The 12,898-nt window shown below is 49.6% G+C and carries 9 protein-coding genes; 2 read left to right on the top strand and 7 right to left on the bottom strand.

Annotated features, from left to right (window positions below):
• Positions 1-196: 196 nt before the first annotated feature.
• The gene (locus tag ABJ225_RS16850) at positions 197-697 is read left to right on the top strand and encodes a GNAT family N-acetyltransferase (protein WP_053072143.1); all 501 of its coding nucleotides are present in this window, start codon (positions 197-199) and stop codon (positions 695-697) included.
• Positions 698-740: 43 nt separating this feature from the next.
• On the opposite strand, the gene ABJ225_RS16855 is transcribed toward ABJ225_RS16850, so the two are convergent.
• The 7 genes from ABJ225_RS16855 to ABJ225_RS16885 all read right to left on the bottom strand — a co-directional run bounded on the left by ABJ225_RS16855 (position 741) and on the right by ABJ225_RS16885 (position 12,118).
• Entirely contained in the window at positions 741-2,312 is a 1,572-nt protein-coding gene (locus ABJ225_RS16855) for a glycoside hydrolase family 32 protein (RefSeq protein WP_481900636.1), read from the bottom strand.
• A gap of 315 nt (positions 2,313-2,627) precedes the next feature.
• Positions 2,628-4,088 carry a glycoside hydrolase family 68 protein gene (locus ABJ225_RS16860; RefSeq protein ID WP_347321156.1) on the bottom strand — a complete coding sequence of 487 codons (1,461 nt, stop codon included), beginning with the start codon at positions 4,086-4,088 and terminating at the stop codon, positions 2,628-2,630.
• Between the two features lie 761 nt (positions 4,089-4,849).
• Positions 4,850-6,112, bottom strand: coding sequence for an ABC transporter substrate-binding protein (locus tag ABJ225_RS16865; RefSeq protein WP_347321157.1), 1,263 nt, complete (start codon positions 6,110-6,112; stop codon positions 4,850-4,852).
• On the bottom strand, positions 6,109-7,257 hold the full coding sequence (locus tag ABJ225_RS16870; RefSeq protein ID WP_347321158.1) for a response regulator transcription factor: 1,149 nt from the start codon (positions 7,255-7,257) through the stop codon (positions 6,109-6,111). Before ABJ225_RS16870 ends, ABJ225_RS16865 begins: the two co-directional genes overlap by 4 nt.
• The gene (locus ABJ225_RS16875; RefSeq protein ID WP_347321159.1) at positions 7,235-8,986 is read right to left on the bottom strand and encodes a sensor histidine kinase; all 1,752 of its coding nucleotides are present in this window, start codon (positions 8,984-8,986) and stop codon (positions 7,235-7,237) included. Before ABJ225_RS16875 ends, ABJ225_RS16870 begins: the two co-directional genes overlap by 23 nt.
• Positions 8,987-9,236: 250 nt before the next feature.
• Positions 9,237-11,669 carry an MMPL family transporter gene (locus tag ABJ225_RS16880; protein ID WP_347321160.1) on the bottom strand — a complete coding sequence of 811 codons (2,433 nt, stop codon included), beginning with the start codon at positions 11,667-11,669 and terminating at the stop codon, positions 9,237-9,239.
• Positions 11,666-12,118 (bottom strand): MarR family winged helix-turn-helix transcriptional regulator, encoded by a 453-nt coding sequence (locus ABJ225_RS16885; RefSeq protein WP_048015655.1) that lies wholly within the window; start codon positions 12,116-12,118, stop codon positions 11,666-11,668. The genes ABJ225_RS16880 and ABJ225_RS16885 overlap by 4 nt, the downstream gene beginning before the upstream one ends.
• 134 nt (positions 12,119-12,252) lie before the next feature.
• Here ABJ225_RS16885 and ABJ225_RS16890 point away from each other — a divergent pair, with 134 nt between their 5' ends.
• The gene (locus ABJ225_RS16890) at positions 12,253-12,885 is read left to right on the top strand and encodes a pentapeptide repeat-containing protein (protein WP_048015686.1); all 633 of its coding nucleotides are present in this window, start codon (positions 12,253-12,255) and stop codon (positions 12,883-12,885) included.
• Positions 12,886-12,898 lie beyond the last annotated feature (13 nt).

A 12,898-nucleotide genomic window follows, 5' to 3' on the forward strand; every position in this document is an offset into this window, starting at 1 on the left:
TGGGAAAATGCTATCCTACCTTTGTGGGAAAAACAAGGTGGACGATTCCCACAATACCACTAAAAGTAGTAAAAATGATTGTTTTCTGTTTCATCTCTTCATGGCAAAATAAAAGATGTAGATATTTCCAACACCGGCAGCCTCATTGTTCAACACCAAGAATCCGGGAATAGTACATACACACAGGAGGACAATCATGATCATCAGACAAGCAACAGAATCAGATGCAGAGGCAATCATCGCCATCCGCCGCAACACGATTTCAGAGCAGGAATATTTTCTGACCACAGATGAGGAGTTCAGCCTCGATCACGCGGGACAGGTAAAGGAGATGGCCGACCGGGCCGAAGCTGGCGGAATGACCTTCGTAGCGGAAGCCGAAGGAAAGGTCGTGGCCTTTCTGTTCTTCAACCGCAGCCGGATGAAGCGCATGAGGCATAACGGGTCATTCGGTATCGGCATCCTGCCCGACTACCGCGACCGGGGACTCGGTTCACGCATGCTTCAGCATCTTATCAGTTGGGCGAGGGATCAAGAGGAGATCGAAAAGATCTGTCTCGGTGTCTTCGCTACCAATGAACGGGCCATCGCCTCCTACAAAAAAGCCGGATTTGTGGAAGAAGGCCGGGAAATCAGACAGTATAAGTTCGACGACGGCCGGTATGTGGATAATGTACTAATGGGCATCCAGCTATAAACGTAAAAAACAACACGCACCGGATGAGTGCGTGTTGCTTCGTTTACTCTTCTGTTTCTCCCAAGTGATCGATCTTCACATTTTCAAACGCGGCGCTTCCACCTTCGACAAATAAGGAAATCCCTTGATCATCGGGGCGTGGGAATACTAGATTCGTATGCACGGTCCTGCCATTGTCCATGAAGAGTTCGACACTCGTCTTATCCACAAGGATCGTCATATGGACTTTTTGGTCAAAGGGCTTGTAGGGCGCTTTGCTCTCAAGGAAATCCCCTTCTTCATCCGGTTGATCGGTCTTGGAACGGTTGACGAATGAATAGCCATCCCGAGGGGAGAAGCCGACGTCGACATGGCGTTCATTGTCCTCCGATTCTCTGACACGCATTCCGATACGCTCCGCCTCTTCCCAGGAAATGTCGGCTTCAAGACGGAACGTTTCGCCGAGTGAGTCAAGCGACTCTCGCCCGTCCTCCACTGTCATATCCCCGATTTCTTCTGTAGAGGTGACCAGATCATCCAGGGCCGGAACAGGGTTGGACACAAGGGTATAACCCTCTTCGTCATCCCCTTCCAGGCGGATTTCTCTGACAATGGAGTCCGTCCCGTTGAAATCATCATGCTCGATGTTAGGGGTGTTGTTCGCGTACGACCATTTGTTCATCCACGCAAGTGCATAGCGCTTCTCCATCTTGTCTTCTGCCTCGCCGTCTTCGAATGTCACGGCCCCGTACCAATCGAATCCGTAATCAAGCCACTTCGGTTCTTCCTCGTCGGCTTCGAATGTATCACCATTGAATTCACCTGACCAGTAAGCGTACGTATTCGGTTTACCGACGGATTCCCCGTTGGCACTGACTCCGAGAACCCATTTCTCCATTCCGTCCTCCGTCCGCATCCGGAAGAGATCTGGACACTCAAGGACACCGAGGTCCTCCGTTTGAAAATCCCCGGTGAATGACCAGTCCTTCAGGTTTTCGGATTCATAGAATCCTACCTTTGCTCCTTCCGCCATGAGCATCACCCATTTATCCCGCTCATCATCCCATACGACCTTCGGATCGCGGAAATCCTCTACTCCCGGATTCTCAAGGACTGGGTCTTCACTGTGATTCTTGAACGTTTTCCCTCCGTCCGTGCTATACCAGAGATACTGCTCCTGCGCGCCGGTTTCTTTGGACGGCTGGGTCACGATGGCGATGAAGGCATCTTTCCCGAAACCAGCTTTATTCTCACGGTCTATGACCACTGAGCCGGACCAGGGATCACCGTTATCATTGGTATACTTCGGAATGGCTACACCTTCATCCTTCCAGTGGACAAGATCTTTCGAGACGGCATGACGCCATTCAGTACCGTTACCATCAGGGTAATCTTTGTTATAGAGATAGTAATAGTGGTATTCACCCTTATAATAAATCGGTTTTTGAGGATCGTTTTTCCATTTGTCAGGGGTGGTGAAATGATAGGAAGAACGGTAGGAGACCTCATTTCCGTCTTTTCCCGTCTCTTTCTTTTCCACGTCTTCCTTTGCATTTACCCACAGGACGACGCCGCCGATGACAAGGATCAGTATGGCAGCCATCACCCATATCCCCTTCTTTCCTATAGATTTCATCTTATTCTTCACCACCTGTTTGTAGTTGTTGTATCATTATTTACTTGATTTCGAGCGAACATCCCCGCCTCGCTGCGGGGCCTCACTCACTGCACAGGCTCCTTCGTGTACATAAGGAGAGGGGAAGCCTACACCTGTTAGGAGATACGGGCGTAAGACGTTCAACTAGGTGCTGTGTAGTAACTCACTGTTGTTGATGGAAGGAATCTGACCTGTGCGTGACCGGGAGGCACCCCAGCGCAGCGGGGAAGCGCTGCGTGCTAAAAGAAAAAAGAAATGCCACTAGCTGACATTTCTTTTTTTCTTTTTCAAAGATTATTGCCCGTCGTACGTGATTTGACCTTGCTCAAGCGTTCCGTCTTTCACGACAGAAGATTTCTTGTTCTTGATATCAAGCAAGAAGGATGGAGCAAAGGTAGATTTGTGATCAGCAAAGTATCCGCGGTTCGTCATGTAGCTGGTCACAACGAATTTGTCAGACTCTTCCTGAGGGATCACGTAGTGTGCGTACGTCCAAGTGATGTCATTAGGGTCAAGATCCTGGTGAAGGACGATTCCCGTTTTGTTCATCGGTTTGAATGGACCATCCAGTGAATTTGACACATAACCAAGCATATAGATGTCTTCATCATCGATTCCATCAATGGTCATTTTTGATCCACGTGTGCTTGTGAATAGGTAGAACTTGCCGTCTTTCTTGAAGATGTTCGGGCGCTCGATTTCATCCGTTACGGTATTTGACACAAGAAGAGGTTTCTTCTCTTTTTTGAATGTGTAATCATCGTTGATCTCGATGATTCCCATTGCACCGTTCGCAAGTTCAGCTGTTTCTTTCTTAGGGCTGTTCTGAAGGTTCTTAAGCTCGTCGCGGAAGAACTTCATGCTTTTGCCGTAGTATGCACGGTTGTAAAGATTGTCTTCACCTGAGTATCCGTATTCTGTACCAGTGTTGGCCTCGAATACAAGGTATTTATGACCTTTGTCTTCGATGTAGTGCGGGTCACGGAAGGTATGATTATTGTTGAAGTTGCGATCTTCGAAGGCTTTCTCTACGTTTTCGTAGGTTTTGCCGTCTCCGCCGTTGAAGATGGACTTATGATCTTCGATTCCATCAACCTGCAAATCTTTGTCTCCTTTTTCAGAAACGTTGACTTGGGCAGTTGTCAATGTTTGACGTCCAAAGAGCTCCTTGCTCTCATCGAAATCTCCACGGTTTGTGTAGAACAAACGGATCTCACCGTCATCCGTGAACAGGGCAGAACCTGACCATTCTTCCACTTGACCTTTGAGATATTTGTCGTTTGCTTTGTTTTTGTCTTCGTCATCGAAGACGCGTCCAGCGTTTTTCCATGCGTCAATGGAGTCATCGCCTGCTTTTTTATAGAACATATAGATGAATGTGTCGTTAGGTTTTTTCGGGTCACCGGCAAGACCGAAGACGATTTGGTAGCCTTTGTATTCAGCTACAGTGCCATCAGCGTTTTGAAGTGGCCATGTATCCCATACGTCCATTTTGATTTTATTGCCGTTCTCATCGGTTTTTGTTGCGGATTCTACGTTTTTGATTGTGGAAGCATCAAAGGATGGGACAGTGAACTTGTCATCACCGTGCTGGTTGATCATATCCTTCATGTCTTGACGTGTGATCTGTGACGTGCCGTATGTTTCCTTGTATCCCTTTTCGTCAGCCCCGCCCTTGGCAGATGCAGATGTGAAGCTGCCTCCGAACAAGATGGCTGCACTTAAAGAAACTGCTGCAAATTGACGAACGTTCATTAAGTACTCCTCCTATGTGTTGTTATGATATGAATTCGGTAAGGGCTGGGGCGAATGCTCCGATGCCTTACAATTGAATTATAGGAGGACGGGGTGCTGGTGTATATGGCAGGGATTGATATAGATTTCGTCTTAAATTGATATGTGGGTCTATAGTCGCCTGAAAGATGGGGTCTCGATCATCGTGTTTATGATAATAATTGAAGTCAAAATCGTCCTAAATGAAGTGTGAGCTGGGCAAATAGCCCGTTCCTTTGCGCTGCAGGGATTTGCTTTCCGCGGGGGGCATGTCGAGCCTCCTCGTGCCTGCGGGGTCTCGATCATCCCCCTTTTCCGCAGGAGTCAAATCCCTTCCGCTCCAATCCACTCAGTGCTATTGGACTTGGTGAGGTAATCGTTCATAAATCAGGTTAGAACGTCATTTCAGAAAACAACGAGGAATGTGATGTCATGTCCCGAATTAGCACACCCCTCTCCATCGCACAGAGTGAAGTGCAGCGAAGGCCTCCCGACTCCTATGGGAGAAGCGGGCAGGGTGAGACCCTGCAGGCAACGCCGAAGCGGCTCACCGCACGCCCCATGGAAAGCGGGAGGCCGCAGCGAAACGGAACGATCTCGTCTTCACCACATCCTCATCACAAAAACAAGAGGGCAATATCTGTTTCAAGTCAGCCCCCCCCTCTCCCACACCTCGATTGCATGGAAATAGAACGAACAATCCTCAAACCCAATAAAAAAAGCACGGCTGATGCGCCGCGCAATCAAGGGGAAGGAGCCGCACAAGCCCCTTCATTCCAAGCCTCATCAAACCCTTTGAGTGCCTGCTGCCTCGTACTCTCTTTATTGATATATGCTTTCATGATCTCTCCAAACTCTTTCTTGATACATGGAGAGAAAGAAGACCAATTGAACGTCCTGTTCTCGCTGATCAACGAATGTGTCTCTTTACCCAGAGGACCGAGACCATTCACCGGCACGTTCTTGAACGCCGGAATGAACCGGAAGCGCTCCGTCATATACTCCTGGCCCTTTTCAGAAGACACCATCCACCGAAGGAAGCGTTTTGCTTCTTTCTTTTTGGTTTCCGACGATTGTTTATTGATCACCCAGTAGCTCGGGACACCGGCAATCATCTTGGCGTCCCCCCGGTCATTGAGGGGGAGGGGGAAGATCCCCGTGGGCGCATCACCCATCAATGGCTCCACCCAGTTCCCCTGAAGGATCATGGCAGCCTTTCCTTCCTTGAAAAGGTCGACCTCTGTGTAGTAATCCGTTGTCGCTGGAGCCGTATTGCCATATCGGACCGTCAGATCGATGAGTGAGAATAGACGGTTGAACTCTTCACTGTCGGAAAAATGAGTGCCCTTTTCATTCAGTGCCTTCACGAACCCGGGACCTTCTTCAGCGAAGGCCACGCTCGTCAAGTGATGACCGAGCTTCCAATCTTCATAATACCCGTTGGCAAAGGGCGTGATTCCTTTAGATGACAGCCTGCGGGCAACTGCTTCCAGTTCCGAGAACGTTTGCGGAGGTTCGGTGATGCCCGCTTTCTTGAAGAGGTCGCGGTTATAGACGACCCCAAAGCCTTCAATGCTCATGGGCTCCCCGTATACTTTCCCGTCAAGGGTGATTCCATCCAGCGTATGAGGGGAGGCATCGGCCACCCAAGGTTCATCCGATAAGTCTTCTAGATATCGAATCCATTCCTTCATCGCTTCATTGCCTATATTCGTGAAAATATCGGGTCCTTTTCCCGCAGTCAGCTTAGCGGTAATATCCGAGTAATCATCCGAAGCACCACCCACGGTCTCGACTTTGATCCTGACCCCTGGATGGGCTTCTTCATATTCTTTGGCCATCTGTTCAAATTCATTCGCTATCTCCACCTTCGGATTCCGGACCGTGAGGGTGACAGGTTTCTTCTCCCTTTGTGCCTCCTGTTGTTCATCACGCCCCTCGCATGCAGACAGGGCAATGGAGCTTACAATCAGTGTCGATAGCAGGACCAATATCGGTTTTTTCATTCTGTCACCCCGCTGTTCCCGGAGCGGAACTCATATGGAGTAAAACCGGTCATTTTTTTAAACAGCTTTGAGAAATACTTCTCATCCTGATAGCCGAGCATGGTCGCAATCGAATAAATCGTCTCCTCTGAATCGGTCAGCCAGACTTTCGCCTGTTCGATCCGGAGTTTTGCCACGAATTTGGAAAGGGGAAGCCCCGTTTCTTTCTTGAACGTCCTTGAGATATGTTCCCTTGTGAGGAAGAACATTTTCGAGAGGCGGTCAAGGGAGATATCCTCCATATAGTAGGTTTCCACATATGATACGATCTCTTGGATCCGTCTTGCAGACTCGAGTTCATCTAGGCTGCGGATGCTCCGGTAGTGGTTCTGTTGGAGCTCATCCTGCAGTTTGCTAAATGCAGATGGCAACTCAACCAGATCGGGTAGTTCCCCCTGGACAAGACGGATGGGCAGATCGATATGACTGCTCACCCATTCTTCTACGTAGACCCATTGACCCTTCACCGTCAGGACTGCGTACAGGTTTTCTTCTTCGAGAAAGGCAAACACATTCCCGATACCCTTCTCCTGAAGCTCACCCCTCAGTGCATCCATATGCGGTTCGGGCAGATGGGTGTGGTAGAAGGAGAGAAGGGACACCTCCAGCTCCTCATCCACAGGAAGGAAAGCTGCCAGCTCTTCTGTTCCTCCGCCGCTGCACGCAGATGTAAAGATCTGATTGCTGCGGAGACGCCTCGCTTCTTCAACAATCTCCCCGTCTTCCAACGCTTCCTCCCCGATTGCCGTCACGACCCTGTTCAAAACCGCATCGAACGCATCGGCATCAATGGGTTTCAGCAGATAGTCAAAACTGTTGAGCTGGATCGCCTTTCTCATGAATGTATAATCGTCATAGCCCGTGATCAGGATGATCTTCCCGGTGTACCCGAACTTATTCAGCTCTTCAATGAGCTCCAGTCCTGTCATCCTCGGCATTTTGATGTCTGTAAAAATGATATCGGGGTTTTCAGTGCGGACGATGTCGAGGGCCTCGTGGCCATTTGACGCTTCCAGCAGCATGGTGATGCCGGACACATCCCAGTCCCCAAGCTGGCGGATGACGTTCCGTACATTGCGTTCATCATCGACGATCAGTGCTTTCATCGCTGTTTCCCCCTTCTTGCTTATCTTCCATGAAAGGCAGCTTCATGATAATCCTGAAGCCCCTACCTTCCAATGTATCCAGCTGAAAAGATGCGTTCTCTTTAAAATTCAATCGCAGGCGGTCATAGATATTTTTCAAGCCGATTCCGCCGTCCTGCCCCGATGGGCCCCCGTAGACGGCGGACCGTATCCGCCCGAGGTCTTCTTCTGTTATGGATGCCCCGGTATTCTGCACGGTAAAGAGGATGGATCCTCCAACCCTTTCACCCGTTATCGAGAGTGTCGCTTCGTCATACCCTTCTTCATAGCTATGCTTAAAGTAGTTCTCGACCAGAGGCTGAAGCAGCATGCTCGGAATGGAAGCAGCACGAACCTCTTCATCCACCTGGATATCAGCCTGCACTCCTTCACCGAATCGCTCACGCTGCAGGGAGAGATACGTCTCGATATAGTCGAGCTCCTCCTGTACGATGACCCATTGATCGGCATGGAGGGAGTACCTCATCATCTTAGAAAGGGACGTGATGAGTTTGTATACATCCTTCGCCCCCGACCTCAAGGCCACAGCACCGATCGTTTGCAGGGCATTGAATAAAAAGTGCGGGTTCACCTGGGATCTGAGAGCGCGGAATTGATTCTTCCTGCTCTCGATCTCAAGTTTGTATTCACGGTCGATATGTTGGTTAATGCGGTCCATCATCTCGTCCATATGATCTTCAAGATGACCAAGCTCGTCCTTCCGGGAGGTGGTAAAGTCCACATCCATATTCTCCCCACCGATGCTCCTGACCTTCTCACTTAAGTTCTCGATGGGCTTGGTGATGATATGGGATATGACCACTACCATGATGATGCCCAGAAGCACAACGCCGATTCCCAATAAGATATTCGTCGTGGCCGCTTGATTTACGTCTCTAAAGAGAACATCGCGGTCGATCACCTTGACGAGCCTCCACCCTTCAAGATTGCCTTTCAGCTTCTCTTCGAGGACCAGCTTATCCCCCTCATCCCCGGATTCGCCGTCATTGGTGCGCTGACTCGAATACATGATGCGATCCTCCCCATCGAGAAGGGTCAAGCGGCTCTCACCACCGTCAGAGAGGTTGAGGATCAGGGATGAATAGGCATTGACGTCGATATCCATGGAAATGAAGCCAAGGAATTCACCTGACAAAACATTGGAGACTTTATGATGGATCGTCAACACCCGGGTGCGGTCGGACTCAGGCAGAATCGCCGCATTATTGGCATTTTCTATCACATGCGGCCTTTCGATGAAGAAATTGTCATCGGACTCATACAGGGTTCGAAAGGGCGCCTGACTCACGTAGTCCTCCTGTTTTTTCGGCGCACTGAACTTCGACTGATACACACTCAAAGCAGAAGAATCCTTTTCAAAATAGATCCTCATCTGTCTGATTTCAGGACGGCTGATCGAGAAAATCTTCATGCTCCGTTCAAACGGTTTTCTCTGCTCATCATTCAGTCCGTTTTCGAACACGCTCAGCACATCCGGGTCATTATAGAGGGAGTAGGAGAGCTCGATCATCTCGTCAAAGTACCGCTGAAGAGCCCTGCTGCCTTCTTCAAGCTCTTCCCGGCTCTTCTCGATCTCATGTTCCTCGACCGATGATCTCGTATTGTCATAAATAATAAAAACAGATAAGAAATAGGGCAGAATAATAAAAATAACCAGCATCCCGAATAACCTGGACCGTACACTCCGCATCATGTCCCCCCCTTTCCCTCAACCATACCAAATTTTCAACAAACCTAAACTATAACAGAGAACCGTATAGGGTCAATGCATCAGAAGTAGCAGGACTTCACATACTGTCATAGATAGTATGTGATAGGGAGTTTGGTATTATCATGATGTACACCGAACTCATCTACCTTGCCCTCCATATCAACCGCCTCATCAACAGGCAATGAAGAGAGCCCCTTGCTGATCCGCAAGGGGCTTTCTGTTTATCATGTTATGAGTGTGCTTTATCTTTTTCTTTCTGAGGTTTGAACGGCCACCACACGCCCTTGCCGAATGACACAGTCATGGCTGGGATGAGGAGCGGCAGGACGATCAGTCCGTACAGGAGGAGACCCGTGATGACGATGGTCGCGATCTGTACGAGGCTGAGGACGCCGGATGGCATCATGGCAGCGAAGGTTCCGGCCAGGATGATGGCGGCGGTGATGATGACGGTCCCCATCTTGGACATGGAGATCTTGATGGCCTCCGTCACGGTCATGCCTCCGGCTGCTTCTTCGCGGAAGCGGTCGAGGAGGAAGATGGAATAATCGACCCCGAGGGCTACGAGCATGACGAATCCGAAGAATGGAACCGCCCAGCTGATGCCGTCATATCCGAATCCGTTCATGAAGATCAGTTCGGCCACAGCAACAGACGTGAAGTACGTTAGAAGCAGGGAACCGATCATATAGAGCGGCATGATGAATGAGCGGAACAGGATCGCCAGTACGACGAACAGACTGATGAGCATGATCGTCACGGTCTGGGTGAAGTCGCTCGTCGAGATATCATTGAGATCGCGGTTGATGCTGGACACCCCGCCGAAGGCGACTTCTGCCTTTTCAAGTGGTGTGTCTTTGATGACGCGCTGCGTTGCCTCATCGATCTTCTCAACGGTATCGATCGCTTCCGGGGAATACGGATTGTCTTCGAGGATGACTTCAAGCTGCGTACCCTTTTTATCATCGAAGGCATAGCGGTCGAGCACTTGTTTGAACTCATCCTGCTCCAAGGTTCCTTCAGGGACGAAGGTGCCTGTATCACGGATCGCCTTGCTGTCAGCCATTTGATTCAGCTGATTGCTTGCCTGGTCGAGGCCGTCTTTGATTTGATCAAGTCCTTCAACCGGATTCGGCTGTTGACCAGACTGGGCAGCCTGAGCCTGGACTTCAGGCGGGAGGGACATGGACTGCTTGATGCCATCTGCAGTCTGACCGACTCCATCAGATGCCTGATCGACTCCTTCTGCAATCTTACCAAGCTGGTAATCTGCATAGAACTCGTTGATGACTTCCCCTGTCGGACGTGTCACGGAGCGGACGCTCTTCACGCCATCGACTTTTTCGAGTTCACTGCTCAGCTTCTCTACATAAGGGACGATATCTTCCGTGACCAATTCCTTATCGCTTGAGAGGAGCACTTGCACCGGCAGGGAATCCCCTTGGCCGAAGCCATCTTCAATGGCATGCAGGCCTTTGACAGAATCATAGTTATCGCCGATTTCATCTACTGTATTGAATGAGAGGGCATCGTCATAGGTCAACAGGAGCGGGACCGTGATGACAGCCACGACAAGCATGGAAAGGATCGGACGATTGACCGACAGCTTGCTCATCCATCCCCACAGCTTACTATCGTTATGGGAAACGGATTTTTTTGATGGCCAGAACAGTTTTTCTTTCAATGTCGCCATGAAGAACGGCATAACGGTGCTCAAAACAAGAAGCAGAACCGCAATCCCGACCGCAACGGCCACGGCCGATTTGAAGATCGGGAAGTCGGCAAACCCGATGGCGAAGAATCCGATGAATACGGCGAGTCCGCTAATATAAAGGGTGCGGCCCGCCGTCTTATACGTACGGATGATGGCATCCTTGACAGGCTTCCCTGCACCGAGTTCTTCCTTGAAACGGCTGAGAAGGAGGATACAATAATCCGTCCCGATCCCGAACAGGATGGCTACAAGGAAGATCTGCGTATAGTTAGATACGGGGAATCCGAACCAGTCGATGAAGAATGCCACGATCGACTGACTGAGAAGATAGGTGATCCCCACGGAAATCAGCGGAATGAACGGTGTGACGATGGAACGGAAAACGGCTAGTAAGAGAGCGAAGATCAAGACGACGGTAATGATCTCCGTTTTCTTCAATCCTTCCTGGGCGCTCAGGTTCACATCATTATTGATCAATGCTTCCCCAGTCAGGTAGACATCTTTCTTCCCATCGATGATATCCGATTGAATGGAGTCGGCAAGCTCGACGACTTTTTCCTGTGTGCCGTCTACAGTAATCGGAACGAGGACGGTCTTCCCATCCTCCGAAACAAGCTGGGATTCCGTGTCTTTGTTTTCAAACGGATCAAGGATCGATTTCACGGGATCCCCAAGATCCTTCAGTTGATCGACATCCTTCTGAATGTCTTTCCTCGCGGCATCATCGAGCTTGCCGTCGAGTGCATACACGAGGGAAATCGTTTCATCCCCGGCTCCGGCGTCTTCAAGGATTTCAGCTGCACGCTGGGATCCTGCATCTTTCGGAAGCTGGAATGTCCCGGCATCCTCCGCCTGCTTGGAAAGATTCGGTGCAAGGACGAAAAGCAGAACGGTCAAAATGATCATGCCGATGGTGATCGGCCATTTGAATTTGATAATATTCTTCACTTACGCTCACCCTCCAATTTCAGTATATGTTTAATCTTTTTGAACATCTGGAGGAATTGATCTAACTCTTCATCCTCCACCTGATCGGCAAACAATGCTTCAATATAATCGTAAACTGCCTGGTCGGATTCCTTCACAACAGCACGACCATGCTGCGTCAGGCTGACGAGCTTCGAGCGGTGATCGCCCTCGGCTTTGACAATTTCAATCAATTCTTTTTCTTCAAGTTTCTTCAGCCGGTTGGAAATCGCACTTCGATGCACACATTGAAGTTCAGCAATGGCACCGGCCGGCAGCGGACCGTTTTTATTCAACAGCTTCAAGACCTGGATTTGTTCCCGGGAATATTCCTGCCACACTTCGGCTTCGACATCCCTGAGCACGCGCTCAGTCCCGAACACCATCACATCCTCGAATAGCTCCACTGCCTCAATCAGACGCTTATCCAAGTAGTTGACCCCCTAAACTAATATGATTACTCCATTAGTTTAGGGGGTCAACTATTCAATGTCAAGGAAGAAGATGCTACACTAGGTAGGAGGGGTTTGTCCCCAACCGACTTCAAATAAAGCAGGTGTTTCCTATTAAAATTGATAAACCAAAACTACCCCGCCAGCTCACGCAAGGGAACTTCCAGATGATTTTCATGGAGGAAGACCCGTATTTAAGCAACCTTGAGATCGATGGATCCATCTTTGACGAAGAGGAAATCGACCGGGTGCACCTTTCCGGCATGGTCATCAAGAATTCCTCCTTCCAGGGGACCTCTTTCCGAAATATCGACCTCACCGATGTCGAGTTCATCAACTGTGACTTTTCCAACGTGGATATGACAGGGGCGAGCATTCATCGCGTCACGTTCCAGGAATGCAAGCTTATGGGCGTCCAGCTGCCTGAAAGCCGCTTCGGGAATGTCACCTTCGAAAACTGTCTCATGACCATGTGTAATTTCAGTGATTCCAAGTTGGAAAAAGTGATCTTCAAAGAGTCCAATATGAAGCGATCCGACTTCTTCAACTGCAAGCTGTCGAAGGTCATCTATGATCTTTGTGATCTCGATGACGTAAGCTTTGACGGAACGAAACTGAAGGGGATCGATCTCAGCACCTCGTTTTTCGAGTCCATCCTCGTTTCAATGGAAGATCTGAAAGGCTGCATCGTCTCCGAAAAGCAGGCTCTTTCCTTTGCTGCGCTTCTTGGCTTGGATATCCGCTGAATGAAAAGACCCC

The sequence above is a fragment of the Rossellomorea sp. RS05 genome, assembly GCF_039822645.1.
GTDB lineage: Bacteria > Bacillota > Bacilli > Bacillales > Bacillaceae_B > Rossellomorea > Rossellomorea marisflavi_B.